Source organism: Ruegeria sp. CI5 (genome assembly GCF_056536885.1).
This window is the reverse complement of sequence record NZ_JBQFQN010000001.1, coordinates 1,299,136-1,322,815: the sequence shown is the minus strand read 5'-3', so window position 1 is coordinate 1,322,815 and position 23,680 is coordinate 1,299,136. Positions and strand designations below refer to the sequence as shown.

17 protein-coding genes are annotated in these 23,680 nt (G+C 63.7%); 13 read left to right on the top strand and 4 right to left on the bottom strand.

Going from position 1 to position 23,680, the window contains the following annotated elements; translation table 11 throughout:
- Positions 1-30 precede the first annotated feature (30 nt).
- Positions 31-3,468 (bottom strand): pyruvate carboxylase, encoded by a 3,438-nt coding sequence (locus ACR0BA_RS06510; protein WP_480726999.1) that lies wholly within the window; start codon positions 3,466-3,468, stop codon positions 31-33.
- Between the two features lie 120 nt (positions 3,469-3,588).
- A complete protein-coding gene (locus ACR0BA_RS06505; RefSeq protein WP_480726998.1) occupies positions 3,589-4,749 on the bottom strand; it encodes an alpha-hydroxy acid oxidase in 1,161 nt (386 codons plus the stop codon).
- Between the two features lie 161 nt (positions 4,750-4,910).
- Between ACR0BA_RS06505 and ACR0BA_RS06500 the strand changes: the two genes are divergently transcribed.
- Positions 4,911-7,313, top strand: a complete 2,403-nt coding sequence (locus tag ACR0BA_RS06500) for an ATP-dependent helicase (protein WP_480726996.1) — start codon at positions 4,911-4,913, stop codon at positions 7,311-7,313.
- Between the two features lie 514 nt (positions 7,314-7,827).
- Here ACR0BA_RS06500 and ACR0BA_RS06495 read toward each other — a convergent pair.
- Positions 7,828-8,052, bottom strand: coding sequence for a DUF1127 domain-containing protein (locus tag ACR0BA_RS06495; RefSeq protein WP_093964832.1), 225 nt, complete (start codon positions 8,050-8,052; stop codon positions 7,828-7,830).
- Positions 8,053-8,970: 918 nt separating this feature from the next.
- Between ACR0BA_RS06495 and mraZ the strand changes: the two genes are divergently transcribed.
- The 9 genes from mraZ to ACR0BA_RS06450 all read left to right on the top strand — a co-directional run bounded on the left by mraZ (position 8,971) and on the right by ACR0BA_RS06450 (position 18,664).
- Positions 8,971-9,474, top strand: a complete 504-nt coding sequence (gene mraZ / locus ACR0BA_RS06490; protein WP_093965061.1) for a division/cell wall cluster transcriptional repressor MraZ — start codon at positions 8,971-8,973, stop codon at positions 9,472-9,474.
- Positions 9,475-9,478: 4 nt separating this feature from the next.
- The gene (rsmH, locus tag ACR0BA_RS06485; protein ID WP_480727469.1) at positions 9,479-10,474 is read left to right on the top strand and encodes a 16S rRNA (cytosine(1402)-N(4))-methyltransferase RsmH; all 996 of its coding nucleotides are present in this window, start codon (positions 9,479-9,481) and stop codon (positions 10,472-10,474) included.
- Entirely contained in the window at positions 10,471-10,839 is a 369-nt protein-coding gene (gene ftsL, locus ACR0BA_RS06480) for a cell division protein FtsL (protein WP_093964833.1), read from the top strand. The genes rsmH and ftsL overlap by 4 nt, the downstream gene beginning before the upstream one ends.
- A complete protein-coding gene (locus ACR0BA_RS06475; RefSeq protein ID WP_480726994.1) occupies positions 10,836-12,623 on the top strand; it encodes a peptidoglycan D,D-transpeptidase FtsI family protein in 1,788 nt (595 codons plus the stop codon). Before ftsL ends, ACR0BA_RS06475 begins: the two co-directional genes overlap by 4 nt.
- Before the next feature lie 21 nt (positions 12,624-12,644).
- Entirely contained in the window at positions 12,645-14,126 is a 1,482-nt protein-coding gene (locus tag ACR0BA_RS06470; RefSeq protein ID WP_480726993.1) for a UDP-N-acetylmuramoyl-L-alanyl-D-glutamate--2,6-diaminopimelate ligase, read from the top strand.
- Positions 14,123-15,517 (top strand): UDP-N-acetylmuramoyl-tripeptide--D-alanyl-D-alanine ligase, encoded by a 1,395-nt coding sequence (locus tag ACR0BA_RS06465; RefSeq protein ID WP_480726992.1) that lies wholly within the window; start codon positions 14,123-14,125, stop codon positions 15,515-15,517. Before ACR0BA_RS06470 ends, ACR0BA_RS06465 begins: the two co-directional genes overlap by 4 nt.
- Before the next feature lie 34 nt (positions 15,518-15,551).
- A complete protein-coding gene (gene mraY, locus ACR0BA_RS06460; RefSeq protein ID WP_170340891.1) occupies positions 15,552-16,634 on the top strand; it encodes a phospho-N-acetylmuramoyl-pentapeptide-transferase in 1,083 nt (360 codons plus the stop codon).
- A 150-nt stretch (positions 16,635-16,784) separates the two neighbouring features.
- Positions 16,785-18,179, top strand: a complete 1,395-nt coding sequence (gene murD, locus ACR0BA_RS06455) for a UDP-N-acetylmuramoyl-L-alanine--D-glutamate ligase (RefSeq protein WP_170365759.1) — start codon at positions 16,785-16,787, stop codon at positions 18,177-18,179.
- A 110-nt stretch (positions 18,180-18,289) separates the two neighbouring features.
- The gene (locus ACR0BA_RS06450) at positions 18,290-18,664 is read left to right on the top strand and encodes a glycine zipper family protein (protein WP_093964839.1); all 375 of its coding nucleotides are present in this window, start codon (positions 18,290-18,292) and stop codon (positions 18,662-18,664) included.
- Here the strand turns inward: ACR0BA_RS06450 and ACR0BA_RS06445 are convergent.
- Entirely contained in the window at positions 18,661-19,842 is a 1,182-nt protein-coding gene (locus ACR0BA_RS06445; RefSeq protein ID WP_480726991.1) for a BaiN/RdsA family NAD(P)/FAD-dependent oxidoreductase, read from the bottom strand. The two genes, ACR0BA_RS06450 and ACR0BA_RS06445, sit on opposite strands and share 4 nt — an antisense overlap.
- Positions 19,843-19,971: 129 nt before the next feature.
- Between ACR0BA_RS06445 and ftsW the strand changes: the two genes are divergently transcribed.
- Genes ftsW through murC form a run of 3 tightly spaced genes read left to right on the top strand, consistent with a single transcriptional unit; the run spans position 19,972 to position 23,638 of the window.
- Complete coding sequence (ftsW, locus tag ACR0BA_RS06440; protein WP_170357284.1) at positions 19,972-21,135, top strand: putative lipid II flippase FtsW; 1,164 nt, start codon at positions 19,972-19,974, stop codon at positions 21,133-21,135.
- Positions 21,135-22,232: a UDP-N-acetylglucosamine--N-acetylmuramyl-(pentapeptide) pyrophosphoryl-undecaprenol N-acetylglucosamine transferase gene (locus ACR0BA_RS06435; RefSeq protein WP_170391012.1), complete on the top strand. Its 1,098-nt coding sequence runs from the start codon at positions 21,135-21,137 to the stop codon at positions 22,230-22,232. The genes ftsW and ACR0BA_RS06435 overlap by 1 nt, the downstream gene beginning before the upstream one ends.
- Positions 22,229-23,638 carry a UDP-N-acetylmuramate--L-alanine ligase gene (murC, locus tag ACR0BA_RS06430; RefSeq protein WP_480726990.1) on the top strand — a complete coding sequence of 470 codons (1,410 nt, stop codon included), beginning with the start codon at positions 22,229-22,231 and terminating at the stop codon, positions 23,636-23,638. The genes ACR0BA_RS06435 and murC overlap by 4 nt, the downstream gene beginning before the upstream one ends.
- Positions 23,639-23,680: the final 42 nt, after the last annotated feature.

Here is a 23,680-nt window from a genome sequence, read left to right as displayed (position 1 = left end):
GATGGCGCGCCTTTCTGTGTTTTAACGGTTTTATTCCAACTCGACCAAAAGATCCTTGGCGTCGATCTGGCCGCCGGGCTGGACATGCACCGCCTTCACGGTTGCGTCGCGTTCGGCATGGATGCCGGTTTCCATCTTCATCGCCTCGATGGTCAGCAGAAGGTCGCCTTCTTTGACCTCCTGCCCGGCGGTGACGGCGACGGTCGAAACCACGCCCGGCATTGGCGCGCCGACATGGTTGGCGTTTCCGACCTCGGCCTTAGGGCGCTGGGCGGTCGAAGCTTGCACAAGGCGGTTGGGAACGCGGATGACGCGCGGTTGGCCATTGAGTTCAAAGAACACTTTGACCTCGCCATTCTCGTCCGTCTCCCCAATAGCCTGGCAGCGGATTTCCAGCGTTTTGCCCGGGTCGATCTCGGCCGAGATCTCCTCTCCCGGCTCCATTCCGTAAAAGAAGGTGCGGGTGGGCAGGGTGCGTACCGGGCCATAGATGCGGTGACGGCCCATGTAGTCCAGGAACACCTTGGGATACATCAGGTATCCGTTCAGGTCCTCGTCATCGACCTCCATGCCTTCCAGCTGTTTCGAGAGCTCCGCGCGGGTGGCCTCCAAATCAACCGGAGGCACGTCTTTGCCCGGCCGTTCGGTGTTCGGCTTTTCGCCTTTCAGCACCTTGGTCAAGATCGTTTCGGGGAAACCGCCCGGAGGCTGGCCCAGATTGCCGCGCATCATGTCGATGACTGAATCGGGGAAGGCCACGTCGGTCGAGGGATCCTCGACCTGCTCGCGGGTCAGGCCCTGACTGACCATCATCAGCGCCATGTCACCCACAACTTTCGAGGACGGCGTCACCTTGACGATGTCACCGAACATCTGGTTCACGTCCGCATACATCTGCGCGACTTCGTGCCAGCGTTCCTCCAGCCCCATCGAGCGCGCCTGCGCCTTGAGGTTGGTGAACTGGCCGCCCGGCATTTCGTGCAGATAGACCTCGGAGGCGGGGGCCTGCAGCCCGGATTCGAAGGCCGCGTATTGGCCGCGCACCGCCTCGAAGTAGTCGCTGATTTCGCGGATCACCTTCACGTCCAACCCGGTGTCGCGGTCGGTGTGGCGCAGGGCCTCGACCACGGTGCCCAGCGTCGCCTGGCTGGTGTTGCCCGAGAAGCTGTCCATCGCGCAATCCACCACGTCCACGCCCGCCTCGCTGGCGGCCAGGATGGTGGCGCTGGCGATGCCGGCGGTGTCGTGGGTGTGGAAATGGATCGGCAGGCCGACCTCTTCCTTCAGTGCGCGGATCAGCACCCGCGCGGCGGCGGGTTTCAGCAGGCCGGCCATGTCCTTGAGGCCCAGAACATGGGCGCCGGCGTCGCGCAGTTCCTTGGCCATGCCGACATAGTATTTCAGGTCATACTTGGCGCGGTTCGGGTCGAGGATATCGCCGGTATAGCAGACGGTGCCTTCGCAGATCTTGCCGTTCTCGATCACCGCATCCATCGCCACGCGCATGTTCTCGACCCAGTTCAGCGAGTCGAAGACGCGGAACACGTCGATGTTCTGCGCGGCCTGGCGCACGAATTCCTGCACCACGTTGTCGGGATAGTTGGTATAGCCCACCCCATTCGCACCGCGCAGCAGCATCTGGGTCATCAGGTTGGGCATGGCCTCGCGCAGGTCGCGCAGGCGCTGCCAGGGGCATTCCTGCAGGAAACGATAGGCCACGTCGAAAGTCGCCCCGCCCCAGCATTCGACGCTGAACAGCTGCGGCAGGTTCGCGGCATAGCTGGGTGCGACGCGGATCATGTCGATCGAGCGCATCCGGGTGGCCAGCAGCGACTGGTGCCCGTCGCGCATGGTGGTGTCTGTGATCAGCAACTGGCGCTGGGCCTTCATCCAGTCGGCCACGGCCTGCGGGCCCTTCTGTTCCAGCAGGTTGCGCGTGCCCATCAGCGGTTCCGCCTTGGGCGCGGGGGGCTTGGGTTCCTTGAGGTCGGCACGCGGCCGCGGGCGATCCTTGGTCTCGGGGTGCCCGTTCACCGTTATGTCGGCGATATAGGTCAGAACCTTGGTGCCCCGGTCGCGGCGCTTCTTGAACTGAAACAGCTCGGGCGTCTCGTCGATGAACTTGGTGGTGTATTCGTTCGACAGGAAGGTCGGGTGCTTCAGCAGGTTTTCGACAAAGGCGATGTTGGTGGAAACACCGCGCACGCGGAACTCTCGTAGGGCGCGGTCCATCCGGGCAATCGCCTTTTCCGGCGTCGGCGCCCAGGCGGTGACCTTGGTCAGCAACGAGTCGTAATACCGCGTGATCACCCCGCCGGCATAGGCCGTGCCGCCATCCAGCCGGATGCCCATGCCCGTGGCCGAACGATAGGCCGTGATGCGCCCATAGTCGGGGATGAAGTTGTTGAGCGGGTCTTCGGTGGTCACGCGCGTCTGCAGCGCGTGGCCGTTCAGGCGGATTTCGTCCTGGCTGGCCTTGCCGGTGGCCTCGGCGAGGGTCTTGCCCTCGGCGATCAGGATCTGCGCCTGCACGATGTCGATGCCGGTGACTTCTTCGGTCACGGTGTGTTCGACCTGGACGCGGGGGTTCACCTCGATGAAATAGAACTTGCCGGTTTCCATATCCATCAGGAATTCGACCGTACCGGCGCATTCATAGTTCACATGCGCGCAGATGCGGCGGCCCAGATCGCAGATCTCGGCGCGTTGTTCTTCGGTCAGATAGGGGGCAGGGGCGCGTTCCACGACCTTCTGATTGCGGCGCTGAACCGAGCAGTCGCGTTCATACAGGTGATAGATCTGCCCATGCTTGTCGCCCAGGATCTGCACCTCGACATGGCGGGCGCGGGTGATCATCTTTTCCAGATAGCCCTCGCCATTGCCGAACGCTGCCTCGGCCTCGCGACGGCCTTCCAGAACCTTTTCTTCCAGTTCGTCTTCGGAATAGATCGGGCGCATCCCGCGGCCGCCGCCGCCCCAAGACGCCTTGAGCATCAGCGGATAGCCGATCTCGGCCGCTTCCTTGCGGATCGCGTCCATGTCGTCGCCCAGCACCTCGGTCGCCGGGATCACCGGCACACCGGCGGCAATCGCCACCTTGCGGGCGCTGGCCTTGTCGCCCAGGGCGCGCATGGTCTCGGCCTTGGGGCCAATGAAGGTAATGCCGTTCTGAACGCAGGCATCGACGAAATCGGGGTTTTCCGACAGCAGGCCATAGCCCGGGTGGATGGCGTCAGCGCCGCTTTCCTTGGCGACGCGGATGATCTCGTCGATCGACAGATAGGCCGCGACCGGGCCCAGACCCTCGCCGATGCGATACGCCTCGTCCGCCTTGAACCGGTGCAGGCCCAGCTTGTCCTCCTCGGCATAGACGGCAACGGTGCGTTTGCCCATCTCGTTCGCTGCGCGCATCACGCGAATGGCAATCTCACCCCTGTTGGCGATCAGGATTTTCTTGAAGTCAGTCATGGCAAGTCCCGGTCTTTTGCATTTGGCCGTGTTAATAGACCGAGATTACGCGCAGATATATCTGTAGTTCTGGGTAGAACCGGCATGTTATCGCTCGCAAACGCCGCCTATTGCGGCGTTTTATGGCACATGCTGCATCGCGGCATCAATGTTTGCGTTAACATTAGGCAAATCTTCTAGCGTTGCGGCACCCAATTGTCCCATATTTGCAAGCATATCTTGCCGCAACATATCGATGACATGGGCCGGGCCGCGCACGCCCAATGCTGCAACGCCATAGAGGAAAGCCCGCCCAAGCATGATCAGATCGGCGCCCAAGGCCCGCGCCCGCAGAATATCCAGCCCACCCGAAACGCCGCTGTCGAAGATCAGCGGCAGGTCGGTGGCGGCGTGGATGGCGGGCAGCATGTCGATGCTGGCCGGCGCGCCATCGAACTGGCGGCCGCCGTGATTCGACACCCACAGCGCGTCGATCCCGGCCTGTTTCAACCGCTCGGCATCCTCGGGGCGCAGCACGCCCTTGATGATGAACGGCCCCTGCCAGTGGTCGCGCAGCCACTTGACGTAATCCATGCCCGGAGAGGTCCTGAGCAGGTACCCGATATGCGCCGTGGGCGGCAGGTTGGCGGTGCCGTCGATATATTTGTCCAGCGTGCGCATCCGGGGCTTGCCGTGACGCGCCATGCCCCAGGCCCAGGCCGGGCGGGCGGCGATCTGCGCCAGCAGGCGCGGAGTCAGGCGCGGCGGATGGGTCAGGCCCGAGCGGGTCTGCCGTTCCCGGCGCGAGGCCACGGGCACATCGACCGTCAGCACCAGCGTGCCGAACCCGGCGGACCGGGCGCGGGACAGCAAGTCGGCGCGAATCTCGGGGTTTTTGGGGGGGTACAGCTGGAACCAGGCGTCGGGGCCGATATGCGGGGCCATGTCCTCGGGGCTTTGGCTGGCGACGGTGGACAGAACATAGGGTATGCCTGCCTGCGCGGCGGCGCGCGCCATCAGCGCCTCGGCCCCCGGCCAGACCAGCCCGCACATCCCGATCGGGGCCATGCCGAAGGGCAGGGGATGGTCGCGCCCCAGAAAGCGGATGCTGGTGTCGAATTCCAGCGGGCCTTTCAGGATGGCGGGCAGAAACCCGATGCGGTCCAGCGCCGCCCGGTTGCGTTTCAGCGCGGTCTCTGCCCCGGTGCCGCTGTCGACATAGTCCCAGACAAAGCGCGGCAGCCGACGGCGTGCGCGGCGCTTCAGATCCTCGATGCCCGGATAGGTGCTGTGCAGGTCCATGCAGATTGATCCGACCTGCCGCGCGATTCGGCAAGGGTTTCAGTCGGATGCAGCCCGCGCCTGACGGCTCAACCAGCGCTACGAAAGAAATTCGCAAAACCGTGCGAACAAGCCGTGAACAAACCCTTTCCCTCGGCGCGCTTCCGGCTTAGTTTGGGCGCATGAGCAGTTTCGATGAAAATGACGCCTTCGAAGGCGCCTCGCTGTCGGCCCGCGCCATGGCCGCGCTTCGGCCCGAGGCGCACTACTTGGATGAATTGAACCCGGCGCAGCGGGAAGCGGTCGAGCTGTTGGATGGCCCGATCCTGATGCTGGCCGGGGCGGGCACCGGCAAGACCAAGGCCCTGACCACCCGCATCGCGCATCTGCTGAACACCGGCCGGGCGCGCCCGAACGAGATTCTGGCGGTGACCTTTACCAACAAGGCCGCGCGCGAGATGAAGGAACGGGTCGGCCGCCTGCTGGGTCAGCCCGCCGAGGGGATGCCGTGGCTGGGCACCTTTCACTCGATCTGCGTCAAGCTGCTGCGCCGCCATGCGGAACTGGTGGGGCTGAAGTCGAACTTCACCATTCTGGATACCGACGACCAGCTGCGCCTGCTCAAGCAACTGGTGCAGGCCGCCAATATCGACGACAAGCGCTGGCCCGCGCGGATGCTGGCAGGCATCATCGACGACTGGAAGAACCGCGCCCTGACACCCGACAAGGTGCCCACCGCCGATGCCGGGGCCTACAACAACAAGGGCGTCGAGCTTTACGCTCAGTACCAGACCCGCCTGCGCGAGCTGAACGCGGTGGATTTCGGCGACCTGCTGTTGCACATGGTCACCATCTTCCAGACCCACCCGGACGTGCTGGAGCAATACCAGCGCTGGTTCCGCTACATCCTCGTGGACGAATACCAGGACACCAACATCGCCCAATACCTGTGGCTTCGGCTGCTGGCGGGCGGGCACAAGAACATCTGCTGCGTGGGCGACGATGACCAGTCGATCTATGGCTGGCGCGGGGCCGAGGTAGGCAACATCCTGCGGTTCGAAAAAGACTTTCCCGGCGCCCATGTGGTGCGACTGGAACAGAACTACCGCTCGACCCCGCATATCCTCGCCGCCGCCTCGAACGTCATTCGCGGCAACGAAAGCCGTCTGGGCAAGGAGTTGTGGACCGACAAGCCCGAGGGCGAAAAGGTCCGCCTGATCGGCCATTGGGATGGCGAGGAAGAGGCCCGCTGGATCGGCGAAGAGATCGACGCCATGCAGGGTGGCACCCGCGGCGTGCGGCCGATGAACCTGGACGAAATCGCCATCCTCGTGCGCGCCAGCCACCAGATGCGCGCCTTCGAGGACCGGTTCCTGACCATCGGGCTGCCCTACAAGGTGATCGGCGGCCCGCGATTCTATGAACGGATGGAGATCCGCGATGCCATGGCCTATTTCCGGCTGGTGGTCTCGCCCGAGGACGATCTGGCCTTCGAGCGGATCGTGAACACCCCCAAGCGCGGTCTTGGCGACAAGGCGCAGCAGACGATCCAGCGCACCGCGCGCGAACATGGCGTGTCTCTGGTTCAGGGCGCGCGGATCGCGGTTGAACAAGGGCTGATCAAGGGCAAGGGCGGCGCGGCTTTGCGCGACCTGGTCGAAGGGCTGGCGCGCTGGAACGCGATGACCCGCGGCCCCCGGATCGAGATCGAGGACGATTCGGTCATCGACGACGGCACCGCGCCCGTGCGCTATGGCCCACCCGAGGTGTCGCATATCGAACTGGCGCAGATCGTGCTGGACGAATCCGGCTACACCGCCCACTGGCAGAACGACAAAACGCCCGAAGCGCCGGGGCGGCTGGAAAACCTCAAGGAACTGGTCAACCAGCTGGACAACTTCGAGAACCTGCAAGGATTCCTGGAGCATGTCAGCCTGGTGATGGACAATGAACAGGACAGCGGCGGGCCCAAGGTCTCGATTATGACCCTGCACGCGGCCAAAGGGCTGGAGTTCCCGGCCGTGTTCCTGCCGGGCTGGGAGGACGGGCTATTCCCCTCGCAACGGTCGATGGACGAATCCGGCCTCAAGGGGCTCGAGGAGGAACGGCGGCTCGCCTATGTGGGAATCACCCGCGCCGAAGAGGTCTGCACCATTTCCTTCGCCGCCAACCGGCGGGTGTTCGGGCAGTGGCAGAACGCGATGCCTTCGCGTTTCATCGACGAATTGCCCGAGGACCATGTCGAGGTGCTGACGCCTCCGGGCCTCTATGGTGGCGGGCAGATGTCGGCAGGTATCGAGACCCGCGCGGCGCAGGCCAATGTCTACAACTCGCCCGGCTGGAAACGAATGCAGGCGCGGCAGGGGCAATACGGCATGTCACAGCCGCGCGAAGCCCGCAACACCGTGATCGACGCGACCGCCGTGGCCAGCTTCACGTTGGGCGAGCGAGTGTTCCACCAGAAGTTCGGCTATGGCGGCGTGGTCGGGATCGAAGGGGACAAGGTCGAGGTCGAGTTCGACAAGGCCGGGACAAAGAAGGTCGTCGCGCAGTATCTATCCGCAAAAGACGACGTTCCGTTCTGATCCAGCGGAATGTGCCTGCCGGCACATGCTCGATTTGTTGATTGGCGCCCGGTCCTGCACGTGGTGCCTTTTTCATGCCCGAAAGAAATAAAACGGCGGTTCCCAGGGAGGAGGAGGGAACCGCCGTTCTTGTCAACATCAGAGCAGGGAGGAGGAGAGCCCCGATGTATCCGAACCCGGGTTTTCCCCGGTATCTGAAGCGCGCGGTGACACCAGGGAGGAGGAAGGGTGCCACCGCGCTCTTTTCACATCGGGAAGGGAGGAGGAGAACCCGATGTATGCGTTTCCGGGTCTGGCCCGGTATTCGAAGGGCGCGGTGGCATCAGGGAGGAGGAAGATGCCACCGCGCGCTTTCAACATCAGAGCAGGGAGGAGGAGAGCCCCGATGTATCAGCATCCGGCAGGTTGAGGCCGGTATAGGGTGCGGCAGCATCAGGGAGGAGGAGAGATGCTGCCGCTGAAATACAGGTCCTATGGGAGGAGGAGTGGACCTGATCTCGGTGTTTCGTGGCGCTCAGCGCGCGAATTGTTCTTCGGCGGCCTGCATGGCCAAGCGACGGATCATGGAACGGTGAAGGCCCAGATCGGCCAGCTCACGGTCCGACAGTTCCGACAGTTCGTTTACCGTCTGGCGGTACACGCGATAGCGTGCGATACGGGTTTTCATGGTTTCGATCAGAGAGGCGAAACCAAATGTCGATGCGCTCTTGTGTGCGCTGTTGGTGCTTGCGACTGCCATGTTCGTTACCCAATCATCTGTCGTTTCCGCCGCGATGTTCCGGCGCTTGCTTGAGACTGAAGATAGGCAAATGCTGCGATTGCACAATACCGGACAGGATCAATGCTGCTATGCAGCAAGTGCATAGATTGACTGCCGGAATCCAGACACCCGAAAATATGCCTTTAAAATATGGATATTTTCGTTAGCGCGAACTGCGGGGCATTGCTCGGGTCTGGCTGCCGCCCATCATTTTGATGAAAATTTGCGCGCGTAAACGTGGAATTTGTGCGGTTCAGGATTGCGCGATTTTTGTGCGTCTGGGTCAACTCCCGATTTGGGTGGGGTCATGGGACTTTGTGGGACTGGCGGGAATTGGTGGGAAATCCGGGGCGGTCTCTCTCGGGTTCGGCCTGGAACGCAGGGTGATTCGGCGCCATTTGGTCGAAAAAGTGAGGGGTGTTGGGTGGAATCAGGGTTATCATGCAAGAAATGTGGGAAATCGTGGGAAAATTTTGGCCGCGCTGAATACGTCTATATGTTGTGTTTGAATATTGTGTGGCGTCTATCTGTGGTCATTTTTCATGTTTGCGTAAGAATTTCCACTGCTGTAGTTTTCCAAAGCTAACCTTCTTGGAAAAAAATCTCATTGATTTCCATGAATTCCCATGGCATCCCTTGTTCATCCGATGAGGACGAGGCACATGGGGCGCCAAACGACCCCGAACCAAAAATAAACAGGTTTCATACAGGCATCTCGCTTTCATCACTCAAGAGATCCGGCGCGCGGGCGAGCAGACATCCCCCCAGGTGGCGCGCGCAGCTGGACATCCCGCAAAGCGGGTCAATGCGGCGGGTTGATCAGTGGCAGCAGATCAACCCGCCGTTTTTCATCCGGGGGAAGACGTAGGTGGGGCGCAAGCGAAAGGGACAGTCGTCTTGGCGCGCAGGTTTAGAGGTGAAAGCCACCACAAGGTGGACGCGAAGGGCAGGGTGTCGATCCCGGCCTCGTTTCGCCGTGTGCTCGAGGCCTCGGACCCCAACTGGCAGCCCGGTGACAATCCTGAACTGGTGATCGTTTACGGTGACCACCGCCGCAAATACCTTGAATGCTATACTATGGAGGCGATCGACGAGGTCGACGCCAAGATCGACGCGCTGCCGCGCGGCTCGATGCAGCGCAAGATGTTGCAGCGCCTGTTCCACGGGCAGTCTTTCCCGACCAATGTCGATGAAACGGGTCGCCTGGTGTTGCCGGCCAAGCTGCGCAACAAGATCGGGCTGGAGGGCGAGGCGTTCTTTATCGCCGCGGGCGACACGTTCCAGATCTGGAAGCCCGAGACATACGAGGCCGAGGAACTGGCCGCCACCGAAGACTGGTTGGACGAACTGCCCGAGGATTTCGATCCGATGCAGTTCCTTGACGGCATCGAAGGTGCGTGACGGCATGGCCGGCGCGGATCACACTTCATCTGACAAACCCCATATTCCCGTTCTGCTGCGCCCGTTGCTGGACGCGGTTCATCCGGTATCCGGCACCTGGCTGGATGGTACCTTTGGTGCGGGCGGCTATACCCGGGGTTTGCTTGAGGCTGGCGCCGACAAGGTAATCGGCGTCGATCGCGATCCATTGGCCTTTGAAATGGCGGCGGATTGGGCAGCCGAATATGGCGACCGGCTGGTGATGCAACCGGGTGTTTTCTCGCGCATGGATGAATATGCCAACGACCTTGATGGCGTGGTGCTGGACCTTGGTGTCTCGTCCATGCAGCTGGACCAGGCCGAGCGCGGCTTTTCCTTCATGAAGGACGGCCCGCTGGACATGCGCATGAGCCAGGAGGGCGAAAGCGCAGCTGATCTGGTCAACACCGCGACCGAGGAGCAATTGGCCGATATCCTGTTCCACTACGGTGAGGAGCGGGCCAGCCGTCGCATCGCGCGCGCCATCGTCAAGGCCCGCACCGAGTCGCCCATCACCACCACCCTGCGTCTGGCCGAGATCGTCGAATCCTGCCTGCCCCGCGCCAAGCCCGGCCAGTCCCATCCGGCCACCCGGTCGTTCCAAGCGCTGCGCATTGCGGTGAATGCCGAATACGAGGAATTGTTCCAGGGCCTGATGGCCGCCGAGCGCGCGTTGAAGCCGGGCGGACAACTGGCCGTGGTCACTTTCCACTCGGTCGAGGACCGGATGGTCAAACGCTTTTTCCAGTCGCGCGCGGGCAAGACCGGCCGTGCCAACCGCTATGCGCCCGAGATCCAGCAGGATCAGCCGCAATTCACATTGAAGACCCGCAAGGCCATCGGCCCCGACCCGCAGGAGTTGCAGGACAACCCGCGCGCGCGCTCGGCCAAGTTGCGGGTTGCTGTTCGTACCGATGCTCCGGCGGGGGAAATTGATGCCCGCGCCATCGGCATGCCCATGATCGGGGGAAAGGCAAGATGAAGAGTATTCTGTTTGTATTGACCGCCCTGGGTGTTTTCGGGCTGGCCTTGTGGGCCTATCAGGAAAACTACCGCACCCAACAGGTACTGAAGGAAACCCAGTCTCTGCAGCACCAGATCGGCGCGGCGCAGGCCCGGCTGGCTGTATTGCAGGCCGAATGGGCCTATCTGAACCGTCCGGACCGACTGCGTGAATTGGCCGACCTGAATTTCGAGCGTCTGGGCCTGCTGCCGCTTCGTGCCGAGCAGTTCGGACGCGCGGACCAGATCGCCTATGCCGAGGATCCCGACCTGCCCATCGCCGACCCGATTGAACTGCAGGCCATCACCGACACCCAGGCCCTGGGCGAGGTGCAGATCCCATGACCCGAACACCGCTCCGCCCGCTTGCCCGCATCCTCGAGGCCCGCGCCCGCGGGGAAAACCCCAAGGTGATCGAACGCGAGAACATCCGCCGCCGCCACGAAGAGATGAAGGACCGCGCCCGCGCCCGCGCCGAGGGGCGGTTGCTGGTGCTCAGCGCGTTTTTCTTTGCGGCATTTGCCATTGTCGGGTTCCGGATGGGCGCATTGGCTACTTCGGAGGCGCAAGAGCCGCTGGCGAGCGCCCCGGGCGCGTCGATTGCCATGCAGCGGGCGAATATCGTGGACCGCGAAGGCCGAATCCTTGCGACCAACCTTGATACCTACTCCGTTTATGCCCAGCCCCCGCTGATGATCGATCCGATCGCGGCCGCGGAAAAGCTGGTGGCGATCTTCCCGGATCTGGACAAAGAGCGGTTGGTCAAGGACTTCACCGGCAAGCGCAAATTCCTGTGGATCAAGAAACGCATCTCGCCCGAGCAGAAACAGGCGGTGCACGACATCGGCGATCCGGGCATCCTGTTCGGTCCGCGCGAGATGCGGCTTTATCCCAATGGCCGGCTGGCCGCGCATATTCTGGGTGGGTCAGGCTTTGGGCGCGAAGGCGTCTCGGCTGCCGAGGTGATCGGTGTGGCCGGGGTGGAAAAACAGTTCGATGACTATCTGCGCGACCCGGCCAACGGAACCAAGCCGCTGCAGCTGTCGCTTGACCTGACCGTTCAGGCGGCGGTGGAACAGGTGCTGGACGGCGGCATGAAGATCATGAACGCCAAGGGCGCCTCGGCGGTGTTGATGAACGCCCATACCGGCGAAGTGATTGCTGCCGCCTCGTTGCCCTCGTTCGACCCGAACGACCGTCCGCGCCCGCCGACCTCGGGCTTTGACCCCTCGGACAGCCCTCTGTTCAACCGCTATGTGCAGGGCGTGTACGAATTGGGGTCGATCTTCAAGATCTTCACTGCCGCGCAAGCGGTCGATCTGGGGCTGGTGAATGCAGACACGATCATCGACACCTCGGGCCCGATGAAGATCGGGCGTTTCCCGATCGGCGAATTCAACGGCAAGAATTACGGCAAGATCAGCGTAACCGACGTGATCGTGCACAGCTCGAACCGCGGCACGGGGCGGTTGGCGCTGCAGATCGGCGCCGAGCGCCAGCAACAGTTCCTGGACGCGCTGGGCATGTTCGACCCCACCCCGTTCGAGATCGTCGAGGCCAAGGGTGGGGTGCCGCTCAAGCCCAAGAAGTGGGGCGAATTGAGCACCGTCACCATTTCCTACGGCCACGGCCTGTCGACCAGTCCGATGCATCTGGCGGCGGGCTATGCGGCCATTGCCAATGGCGGGCATTATGTCAGCCCCACGATCCTGCGCCGCAACGGGCCGCAATACGGGCCGCGCGTGATGTCGGAAAACGCCGCACGGCAATCGCTGATGATGTTACGCAAGGTGGTGACGGACGGAACCGCCAGCTTTGGTGACGTGCCGGGTTATGCCGTGGCCGGCAAAACCGGCACCGCCGACAAGCCCAAGCCGCGTGGCGGGTACTATGATGACAAGGTGATCGCCACCTTCGCATCGGTCTTTCCGGCCTACGATCCGAAATACGTTCTGATCGTGGCGCTGGACGAACCGTCGATCCTGGCCTACGGCGAAAAGCGCCGCACGGCAGGCTGGACGGCGGTACCTGTGGCGGCCGAGTTGATCGGCCGCATCGCGCCGCTGCTGGGCTTGCGTCCGCGGCTTGAGCCTGAGGATCGCGCTGCTATAACGCTGACCTCGAATTAGGCAGTCCGACAGAGGTGGGTCATGGGCGCAAGGTCAAAGAAACTCAGCCAGCTGGCCCTGACCGCGCGCGGCGGTGCCGACCCGGAGATTACCGGGCTGGCCGTGGACAGCCGTCAGGTCAAGGACGGCTTTCTGTTCGCGGCGCTGCCGGGGACGCGCGTGCATGGGGGCGAATTCATTCAATACGCCCTGCGTATGGGGGCTGCGGCCATCCTGACCGATGCCGAAGGCGCGCGGATCGCCGCTGAAGAACTGGCCGCCTCGGACGCCGCCCTGGTGGTGGTGCAGGACCCGCGCCAGACGCTGGCCTATACCGCTGCATTGTGGTTCGGGGCGCAGCCGCGCACCATGGTGGCGGTCACCGGCACCAACGGCAAGACCTCGATTTCGACCTTCGTGCGCCAGATCTGGACCGAACTGGGCCACATGGCCGTCAATCTCGGCACGACAGGGGTCGAGGGCGCGTGGACGGCACCGCTGGCCCACACGACACCCGAACCCATCACCCTGCATCGCTGTCTGGCCGAGGCCGCCGAGGCCGGCGTGACCCACGCAGCGATGGAGGCCTCGTCGCACGGGCTGGAACAGCGCCGGCTGGACGGTGTGCACCTGACGGCGGCGGGGTTTTCGAATTTCACCCAGGATCACCTGGACTATCACGCGACGTTCGAGGCCTATTTCGCCGCCAAGGCCGGCCTGTTCGACCGGGTTCTGCCGCAGGACGGAACGGCCGTGATCAACATGGACGACCCGAAAGGCGCCGCGATCCGTGATATCGCGCAGGCGCGCGGTCAGACAGTTTTGACCGTAGGCAGCGGGGATGTCGATCTTTGCCTGTTGAACCAACGGTTTGACGCCACCGGGCAGGATCTGCGCTTTGCCTGGCGCGGCAAGACCTTCCAGACCCGGCTGAACCTGATCGGCGGGTTCCAGGCCGAAAACGTTCTGCTGGCCTGCGGATTGGTCATCGCCAGCGGAGACGAGGCTGAACATGTCTTCGACACCCTGCCGCATCTGACCACGGTGCGGGGGCGGATGCAGTTGGCGGCGACCCGCAGCAACGGGGCGGCGGTATTTGTCGACTACGCGCACACGCCCGACGCCGTGGCCACCGCCTTGCAGGCGCTGCGTCCGCATGTGATGGGCCGGTTGATCGCCATCGTCGGCGCGGGCGGCGACCGCGACGCGACCAAGCGCCCGCTGATGGGCCGCGCCGCGGCCGAGAACGCCGACATCGTCTTTGTCACCGACGACAATCCGCGCTCGGAAGACCCCGCCGCCATCCGCGCCGCGGTGATGGCCGGGGCCCCCGACGCGACCGAGGTTGCCGACCGGGCCGAGGCCATCCTGCGCGGCATAGATGCATTGCAGCCGGGCGATGCGCTGCTGATCGCGGGCAAGGGGCACGAGACCGGGCAGATCGTGGGTGACCAGGTTCTGCCCTTCGATGATGTGGAACAGGCCAGCATCGCCGTGGCCGCGCTGGACGGGAGGGTCGCATGACACTCTGGACCGCATCCGAGGCCGCCGCCGCGACGGGCGGACGGGCCACGACCGACTGGCAGGCGGGCGGCGTGTCCATCGATACGCGTACGCTGCAACCGGGTGACCTGTTCGTGGCGTTGAAGGCGGCGCGCGACGGGCATGATTTCGTGGCGCAGGCGCTGGACAAAGGGGCTGCTGCCGCGCTGGTCACGCGGGTGCCCGAAGGTGTGGCCGCCGATGCGCCGCTGCTGATCGTCGATGACGTACAGACCGCGCTCGAGGCGTTGGGTCGCGCGGCCCGTGCCCGGTGCAAGGCCCGCGTGATTGGGGTGACGGGCAGTGTGGGCAAGACCTCGACCAAGGAGATGCTGGCGACCATCCTGTCGGATCAAGGCCGCACCCATGCCAGCGTTGCCAGCTACAACAACCATTGGGGCGTGCCGTTGACTCTGGCCCGGATGCCGCGCGACACCGAATATGCGGTGATCGAGATCGGCATGAACCACCCTGGCGAAATTGCACCCCTGGCGCGGCAGGCTCGCCCGCATGTGGCGCTGGTCACCACCGTCGCCGCGGTTCACCTCGAGGCGTTCGAGTCGGTTGCCGGCATCGCTCACGAAAAGGCCGCTATCTTTGATGGGCTGGAGGCCGGCGGCACCGCCATCGTGAACGCCGACCTGGATCATACCGTCATCCTGCGCACCTGCGCTGCCCGGCATGGCGCGGTGATCGTGGATTTCGGCCGCACCGCATCGGATTATCGGCTGACCGGCGTGACCCAGTCGCCCACGGACATCCACGTGACCGCCGAGGCCATGGGCCAGCCATTCGCTTTCGACGTGCAATCTGCGGGGACGCATTTTGCCATGAACGGTCTAGGCGCGCTGGCTGCCTGCGTCGCGCTGGGTGTCGAACTGGACGCGGCCATCACCGGCCTCGCCAAATGGGCGCCGGTCACGGGGCGGGGCGTGCGCGAGATGCTGGCCCTGCCGGACGGCGGGCAGATCGAGCTGCTGGATGACAGTTACAACGCCAATCCGACCTCGATGGCGGCGGCGCTGGATGTGCTGGCGGCAGCGAAGGGCGAAAGGCGCATCGCCTTTCTGGGCGACATGAAGGAGCTGGGTCCAAAAGAGCGCGCAATGCACGCAGGGCTGGCCGATGTGCCGGCCATGGCACGGATCGACAAGGTGCATTGCATCGGTCCGTTGATGCGGGCGCTGCACGAGGCCTTGCCCGAGGACAAGCGCGGGCTGTGGTTTGAGACCAGCGCCGAAATGGTTCTAGAGCTGCCGCAGCTGGTTCGGGCGGGCGATGCCGTGTTGGCCAAAGGCTCCCTCAGCATGGCGCTGGCACGGATTGTTGACGGTTTGCGGAAAATGGGGCAAGTGGGCGCGCTTGATGCATGACCACCCATGACCGCGGTGTGAGAAAGGTTTTGTAATGCTCTATTGGTTGACCAGCCTGTCGGACGGAGGGGATTTCTTCAACCTCTTCCGCTACATCACGTTCCGCGCAGGCGGCGCCTTTCTGACGGCCCTGATCTTTGGCTTCCTGTTCGGCAAGCCGTTGATCAACGTGCTGCGCCGGAAACAAGGCAAGGGTCAGCCAATTCGGGATGACGGCCCCGAGGGGCACTTTTCCAAGGCCGGCACGCCCACGATGGGGGGCCTGCTGATTGTCGGTGCTCTGGTGACGTCCACGCTGATTTGGGCGCGGTGGGACAACCCCTATGTCTGGATGGTTCTGTTCGTCACGCTGGCCTACGCAGCCATCGGATTTGCGGACGACTATGCCAAGGTATCGAAGCAGAATACCAAGGGCGTTTCAGGCAAAATGCGCCTGGCTTTGGGCATCATTATTGCCGCGCTGGCCGCGCTGTGGGCGACGCTGCACCACCCCGAAATGCTCCAGAACCAGCTGGCCGTGCCGATCTTCAAGGACACGCTGATCAATCTGGGTATCTTCTACATTCCGTTCTCGATCGTGGTGATCGTGGGGGCGGCGAATGCCGTGAACTTGACCGACGGGCTGGACGGGCTGGCCATCATGCCCGCGATGATCGCAGCCTCGACCTTGGGCGTGATCGCCTACGCGGTGGGTCGCGTCGACTTTACCGAATATCTGGACGTGCACTATGTCCCCGGCACGGGTGAGATCCTTATCTTCACCGCCGCATTGTTTGGCGGTGGGCTTGGGTTTCTGTGGTACAACGCTCCGCCAGCGGCGGTGTTCATGGGGGATACCGGCTCGCTGGCCCTCGGCGGCGCACTGGGCGCCATCGCCGTTGCCACCAAGCACGAGCTGGTTCTGGCCATCGTCGGCGGCCTGTTCGTGGTCGAGGCGTTGAGCGTGATCATTCAGGTGCTGTATTTCAAACGCACAGGCCGGCGGGTCTTCCTGATGGCTCCGATCCATCACCACTATGAGAAGAAGGGCTGGGCCGAGCCAACTATCGTGATCCGGTTCTGGATCATCTCGCTGATCCTGGCGATGATTGGTCTTGCGACACTGAAAGTACGGTAAGGCTCCCGCCGGGCGCGGTGGGCCTGCGGCCCGCCTGTACCCGTTGGGCCCAGCTCGCGCCGAGGGCGCGAGCCTGACGCTGCCCTTGCCAAGGGTCAATTCTTCGGTACAGGGTGGCGGCGCATTGGCAGATGGAAGAGGGTGCGCGGCATGATCCCGGTCAAAGGGTTTTCAGGACATAAGGTTGCGGTTCTGGGGCTGGGGCGGTCGGGCCTGGCCACGGCGCGCGCATTGCGGGCGGGCGGAGCCGAGCCGGTGTGCTGGGATGACAACCCCGCCGCGCGCGAAAAGGCCGAGGCCGAGGGGTTCATGTGTCAGGACCTGCGGCGGGAAGGCGCCTTTGACGCGATTGCCACGTTGATCGTATCGCCCGGCATTCCCCATCTTTATCCCGAACCCAACCCGGTTGTTGCCGCCGCGCTGCAGGCCGGCGTTCCGGTCGACAATGACATTGGTCTGTTCTTCCGCTCGCTGGGCGGTGCCGAATGGGACAAGTTCGATGTGCCGCCGCGTGTGGTCGCCGTCACCGGCTCGAACGGGAAGTCGACCACGGCGGCGCTGATCCACCATATCCTGACCCAATCGGGGCGCGAGGCGCAGCTGGCGGGCAATATCGGGCGCGGCGTGCTGGATATCGAGCCCGGCGGCGACGGATCAGTGGTGGTGCTGGAGCTTTCCAGCTATCAGACCGAGCTGGCGCGTGCGCTGACGCCCGATGTGGCGGTGTTCACCAATCTCTCGCCCGACCATCTGGACCGGCATGGGGGCATGGGCGGCTATTTCGCCGCCAAACGCCGCCTGTTCTCAGAAGGCGGTCCCGACCGCGCCGTGATCGGCGTGGACGAGATCGAAGGCGCGTTTCTAGCCGGTCAACTGGCCGAAGGGCCGGGCGACGACCGGGTGATCCGCGTCTCGGTGGCGCGCAAATTGGCCGGCCCGGGCTGGCAGGTCTTTGCCCGCAAGGGGTTCCTCTCGGAATACCGCAAGGGGCGCCAGGCCGCTTCGATCGACCTGCGCGGCATCAAGGGCCTGCCCGGAACCCACAACCACCAAAACGCGTGCTCGGCCTATGCCGCCTGCCGCGCGCTGGGCCTGGCGCCCAAGTTGATCGAGGACGCGCTGCACAGCTATCCAGGCTTGCCGCACCGCAGCCAGATCATCGCTGAGGCAAACGGTGTGACATTCGTGAATGACTCCAAGGCCACCAATGTCGACAGCGCGGCCAAGGCGCTGGGCGCGTTCAAAAAAATCCGCTGGATCTGCGGCGGGCTTGAGAAAGAGGGGGGTATCGCCGCGCTGAACGACGCGACCGACGAGGTTCTGTGCGCCTATGTGATCGGGCGCGAGGCGGCCGGCTTCGCCATGCAGTTGTCGGTTGAGGCCCGCGTTTGCACCACAATGGCCGAGGCAGTCGAACAGGCCATGCGCGACGCCGCGCCGGGTGAAACCGTGCTGCTGGCGCCCGCGGCGGCCAGTTTCGACCAGTACGACAATTTCGAACAGCGCGGCGACGATTTCGTGGCGCAGGTTCAAAAGCGGCTTTGAACTGTACATTTGCAATGAACCGCCGGTTGGGCCAAATTGAAGTGCTATCAGCTTGACGCACCAGAATTAATGATTTTGTTACCCTAGGAATTCAACACGAGGTTAAGACCATGCTGAACCGCAAGCTTTCAATGATCCTGCCGGCCATCCTGGTGGCAGGGGCCTGCACGAACACAGGCGCGAACTACCAACCCATTGTGGATGGACCCGTCAGCCCGAACTACAACGCAGACCTGGCGCAGTGTCAGGCCGTAGCGCGGCAGCAGGGCACGATCGACAGCAATACCGCTGGGGCGGCGGCCATTGGCGCGGCGGGTGCTGCGGGCACCAAAGCCATCATCGACGACAGCGCAAGCGATCTGGGCCGTGCGGCCGTAGCTGGCGCACTGGTGGGGGCAGGCGCCAGCGCTCTGCAAAACACCCAGAAGCAGGAAGTCATCGTCCGCAACTGCATGCGCGGCCGCGGCTACAACGTCGTAGGCTAAAGGCGACCGGCGATCGCAATTCCGGCGGCGTGGCCCGAGGACCACGCCCACTGGAAATTGTATCCGCCCAGCCATCCGGTGACATCCACCGCTTCACCAATTGCATAGAGGCCGGGGACATCCCTGGCCTCCATCGTTTTGGAAGACAGGCTGTCCGTGTCGATGCCGCCCAGGGTGACCTCGGCGGTGCGGTACCCTTCGGTGCCCGAGGGGGTCAGTGCCCAGTCGCTCAGCGCATCGGTCAGTGCCTGCAGCGCCGCATCCGACTGATCGGCCAGGTTGCCGTGCATCGGGATCTGGGCGCTCAGAAACTCGACCAGGCGGGCGGGCAGGTGGCGCGCGAGTTCGGTTGTCAGGGCCTTGCGGCCCGCGCTTTGCCGCCGTTCGCGAAGCAGGTCGAACAGGGGCAGCTCGGGGATCAGGTTGACCCGGATCGCCTCGCCCTCGCGCCAGTATGAGGACAGTTGCAGCACCGCCGGACCGCTCAGGCCGCGATGGGTGAACAGCAGCGCCTCGTCGAAACTCGTGCGATCGTTCGACAATCGCGCGGGGACGGAAACACCGGACAAGTCTTTGAACCGCCCATCGGGGAAGGTGAACGGCACCAGTGCGGCACGGGTCTCGGTGACGTGCAATCCGAACTGCGCGGCGATGTCATAGGCCAGCCCGGTCGCACCCATCTTGGGGATGGATCTTCCGCCGGTGGCCAACACCACGTTGGCACAGGTCAGGTCATATCGCTTACCCTCGCGCTCGACCACCAGTTCAAAGCCGAATTCGGTCTTGCGCAGACCGCGCAGCGACGTGTGCAACCACAGCTCTGCGCCCGCGCGGTCCATCTCGGCCAGCAGCATGGCGATGATCTGCTTCGATGAGCCGTCGCAGAACAGCTGCCCCAGCGTCTTTTCATGCCATGCGATGCCGTGACGGCCCAAAAGGTCGATGAAGTCCCACTGGGTGTATCGCGCGAGGGCCGATTTGCAGAAATGCGGGTTCTGCGACAGGAAGTTCTGCGGCCCGGCGTAGAGGTTGGTGAAGTTGCACCGCCCCCCGCCCGAGATGCGGATCTTTTCCCCCGGCGCCTTGGCGTGATCGATCAGCAGCACACGCCCGCCGCAATGGGCGGCGCACATCATGCCGGCGGCTCCGGCGCCCAGTATGATCGTGTCAAATCGCATCTCTCGCCCTTGGCGCGGATTGACGCCAATGACAAGAGGAAGAGGCTGGCCTGAGGGGCATTTTCCCTGTAGACTCTCGAACAGATCCCGAAAACGGGACGGTAACGAGGCAGATAGTGGCGGTATCTCATGACTGAGATGGTGTATGGCGCGGTCCAGGACCAGCGCGGTGAACCGATCCTTCCGAAATGGTGGCGGACGATTGACCGCTGGACGATGTCCTGCGTGCTGATCCTTTTTGCGATCGGGCTTCTGTTGGGGCTGGCCTCGTCGCCGCCGTTGGCGCAGCGCAACGGGTTCGATCCGTTTCACTATGTCGAGCGTCAGGCCCTTTTCGGTGTGTTGGCGCTGATCGCGATGATGCTGACCTCGATGATGTCACCCACCTTGGTGCGTCGGTTGGCGGTGCTGGGCTTTCTGGCCTCATTTGTTGCGCTGGCCTTTCTGCCGGTCTTCGGAACCGATTTCGGCAAGGGTGCGGTGCGCTGGTATTCGCTGGGCTTCGCCTCGCTGCAACCGTCCGAGTTTCTGAAGCCGGGCTTCATTGTCGTGGCCGCCTGGCTGCTGGCCGCAGCGCAGGAAATCAATGGCCCGCCGGGGCGGTTGTGGTCGTTTGCGCTGTGTATGTCGATCGTTGGGATGTTGGTGATGCAGCCTGATTTCGGTCAGGCCTGTCTGATCCTGTTCGGCTGGGGCGTGATGTATTTCGTGGCGGGTGCACCGATGTTCCTGCTGCTGGGAATGGCCGGAGCGGTCGTCTTGGGTGGCATGTTCGCCTACGCCAATTCTGAACACTTCGCCCGGCGCATCGATGGTTTCCTGAATCAAGAGGTCGATCCGACGACCCAGTTGGGCTATGCCACCAACGCAATCCGCGAGGGCGGGTTGTTTGGCGTTGGGGTTGGTGAGGGCCAGGTGAAATGGTCGCTGCCCGATGCACATACCGATTTCATCATCGCCGTCGCGGCCGAAGAATACGGCCTGATCCTGGTGCTGATCATCATCGCGCTTTATTCAATCATCGTGGTACGGTCCCTGCTGCGCCTGATGCGCGAGCGTGACATGTTCACCCGGTTGGCAGGCACGGGGCTGGCTTGCATGTTCGGTGTGCAGGCGATGATCAACATGGGCGTCGCGGTGCGCCTGCTGCCGGCCAAGGGCATGACGCTGCCTTTCGTCAGCTACGGCGGCTCGTCGTTGATTGCGGGTGGTATTGCGTTGGGGATGCTTCTGGCGTTCACGCGGTCGCGGCCCCAGGGCGAGCTGGGCGACATTCTGCGCGGACGAGGCTGATGACGAACCCCTATTTGCTGATTGCGGCTGGTGGAACCGGGGGCCACATGTTCCCCGCCCAGGCGCTGGCCGAGGCCATGCTGAACAAGGGTTGGCGCGTGCGCCTGTCCACCGACGCGCGCGGCGCGCGTTATACGGGCGGCTTCCCGCATTCCACCGAGATCGTCGAGGTCTCCTCGGCCACCTTCGCACGCGGCGGGCTGGCGGCCAAGGCGCTGGCCGGCCCGCGGATCGCAGTCGGGGTTGCCGGGATGACGGCCCAGTTGCTGCGCGACAAGCCGGACGTGGTGGTGGGGTTCGGCGGCTATCCGTCGATCCCGGCACTGAGCGCGGCAGTGATGCTGCGTCTGCCCCGCATGATTCACGAACAGAACGGCGTTCTGGGGCGTGTGAACCAGCTGTTCGCCACCCGTGTGGCGCATGTGGCCTGCGGCGTCTGGCCCACCGACCTGCCCGAAGGCGCTCACGGCATCCACACCGGCAACCCGGTCCGTGCTGCCGTTCTGGAACGCGCCGCCGCGCCTTACATCCCGCCCGGAGATTATCCGATGTCGGTGCTGGTAATGGGCGGCAGCCAAGGCGCCCGCATACTCAGCGACGTGGTGCCCGGCGCCATCGCTGCACTGCCTGAGAGCCTGCGCCAGTATATCCGTGTTTCGCACCAGGCGCGCGAAGAGGACGCCGAGCGGGTCACCGCCTTCTACGCCGACCACGGGATTCTGGCCGAGGTCCAACCGTTTTTCCACGACGTCCCCCGCCGCATGTCCGAGGCGCAATTGGTGATCAGCCGTTCGGGCGCCTCCAGCGTGGCTGACATCTCGGTGATCGGGCGGCCCTCGATCCTGATCCCCTTCGCCGCCGCCGCAGGCGATCACCAAACCGCCAATGCGCGCGGGCTGGTGCAGGCGGGCGGTGCGATCATGATCCCCGAAAATGCGCTTGACGTTCCCGCCCTGACCGAGCAAATCGCACTGGTTCTGACCAACCCCGAAGCCGCACAGAAAATGGCCCATGCCGCCCTGTCGGTCGGGGCGCCCGACGCGACCGAGCGTCTGGTGGCCCTTGTCGAACAGCTGGCGCAGAAGGAGACCCCATGAATCCAGCAACCAAACTGCCGCAGGATGTCGGACCGATCCATTTCGTGGGCATCGGCGGCATCGGGATGTCGGGCATCGCCGAAGTGCTGCTGAACCTTGGGTACCAGGTGCAGGGATCCGATCTCAAAGCCTCGAAGATCACCGACCGTCTGGCGTCGTTGGGGGCCGAGATCTTTGTGGGTCAGCAAGCTGAAAACCTCGACAACGCGGCCGTCGTGGTCGTTTCGACCGCGATCAAGCCGGGAAACCCAGAACTGGACGGTGCCCGTGCGCTGGGCCTGCCGGTGGTGCGCCGTGCCGACATGCTGGCTGAGCTGATGCGGCTGAAATCCAACATCGCCATCGCCGGAACCCACGGCAAGACCACGACCACCACGATGATGGCCGAGTTGATGGTGGCGGGCGATTTCGACCCGACCGTCATCAACGGCGGCGTGATCCATGCCTATGGCTCGAACGCGCGGATGGGGCAGGGCGAATGGATGGTGGTCGAGGCCGACGAGTCCGATGGCTCGTTCAACCGGCTGCCCGCGACCATCGCCATCGTCACCAATATCGACCCCGAGCACATGGAGCATTGGGGCGATTTCGACCGGCTGCGCGCGGGCTTTCATGATTTCGTCTCGAACATCCCGTTCTACGGTCTGGCGGTGTGCTGCACCGACCATGCCGAGGTTCAGGCGCTGGTGGGCCGCATCACCGATCGCCGCGTGCGCACCTATGGGTTCAACGCTCAGGCCGACGTGCGTGCAGTCAACCTGACCTACAAGGGCGGCATTGCGCATTTCGACATTCATCTGCAATACGAGGATACCGTGATTGAGGGTTGCACCCTCCCGATGCCGGGCGATCACAACGTCTCGAACGCGCTGTCGGCGGTCGCCGTGGCACGTCATCTGGGCATGAAGACCGCTGAAATCCGCGACGCGCTGGCCAATTTCGGCGGCGTCAACCGCCGCTTTACCAAGGTGGGCGAGGTGAACGGCGTCACCATCATCGACGACTACGGCCACCACCCGGTGGAAATCGCGGCGGTGCTCAAGGCCGCGCGCCAGGCGACCGAAGGCCGCGTGATCGCCGTGCACCAGCCGCACCGCTATTCGCGCCTGTCCAACCTGTTCGACGATTTCTGCGCCTGTTTCAACGATGCCGATGTCGTGGCCATTGCCGAGGTCTTCTCGGCCGGTGAGGACCCGATCGAAGGTGCCAGCCGCGACGATCTGGTGCAGGGCCTGATCCGCCACGGCCACCGCCACGCGCGCGCGCTGCTGGACGAAGGCGACCTGGAGCGTCTGGTCCGCGAACAGGCCCGGCCCGGCGACATGGTCGTCTGCCTGGGCGCGGGCACCATCAGTGCCTGGGCCAACGCGCTGCCTGACCGGTTGAAGGTAAAACAAGCCGTTTGACGTTAGCAGGCATTTGGGTGCACAACTTGCGGATGTGTCGCT

Bases quoted from the DNA above. Each gene is read 5' to 3' on its own strand.
- ACR0BA_RS06510 (WP_480726999.1), bottom strand. From the start codon at position 3,468: ATGACTGACTTCAAGAAAATCCTGATCGCCAACAGGGGTGAGATTGCC.
- ACR0BA_RS06505 (WP_480726998.1), bottom strand. From the start codon at position 4,749: ATGGACCTGCACAGCACCTATCCGGGCATCGAGGATCTGAAGCGCCGC.
- ACR0BA_RS06500 (WP_480726996.1), top strand. From the start codon at position 4,911: ATGAGCAGTTTCGATGAAAATGACGCCTTCGAAGGCGCCTCGCTGTCG.
- ACR0BA_RS06495 (WP_093964832.1), bottom strand. From the start codon at position 8,052: ATGGCAGTCGCAAGCACCAACAGCGCACACAAGAGCGCATCGACATTT.
- rsmH (WP_480727469.1), top strand. From the start codon at position 9,479: ATGGCCGGCGCGGATCACACTTCATCTGACAAACCCCATATTCCCGTT.
- ftsL (WP_093964833.1), top strand. From the start codon at position 10,471: ATGAAGAGTATTCTGTTTGTATTGACCGCCCTGGGTGTTTTCGGGCTG.
- ACR0BA_RS06475 (WP_480726994.1), top strand. From the start codon at position 10,836: ATGACCCGAACACCGCTCCGCCCGCTTGCCCGCATCCTCGAGGCCCGC.
- ACR0BA_RS06470 (WP_480726993.1), top strand. From the start codon at position 12,645: ATGGGCGCAAGGTCAAAGAAACTCAGCCAGCTGGCCCTGACCGCGCGC.
- ACR0BA_RS06465 (WP_480726992.1), top strand. From the start codon at position 14,123: ATGACACTCTGGACCGCATCCGAGGCCGCCGCCGCGACGGGCGGACGG.
- mraY (WP_170340891.1), top strand. From the start codon at position 15,552: ATGCTCTATTGGTTGACCAGCCTGTCGGACGGAGGGGATTTCTTCAAC.
- murD (WP_170365759.1), top strand. From the start codon at position 16,785: ATGATCCCGGTCAAAGGGTTTTCAGGACATAAGGTTGCGGTTCTGGGG.
- ACR0BA_RS06450 (WP_093964839.1), top strand. From the start codon at position 18,290: ATGCTGAACCGCAAGCTTTCAATGATCCTGCCGGCCATCCTGGTGGCA.
- ACR0BA_RS06445 (WP_480726991.1), bottom strand. From the start codon at position 19,842: ATGCGATTTGACACGATCATACTGGGCGCCGGAGCCGCCGGCATGATG.
- ftsW (WP_170357284.1), top strand. From the start codon at position 19,972: ATGACTGAGATGGTGTATGGCGCGGTCCAGGACCAGCGCGGTGAACCG.
- ACR0BA_RS06435 (WP_170391012.1), top strand. From the start codon at position 21,135: ATGACGAACCCCTATTTGCTGATTGCGGCTGGTGGAACCGGGGGCCAC.
- murC (WP_480726990.1), top strand. From the start codon at position 22,229: ATGAATCCAGCAACCAAACTGCCGCAGGATGTCGGACCGATCCATTTC.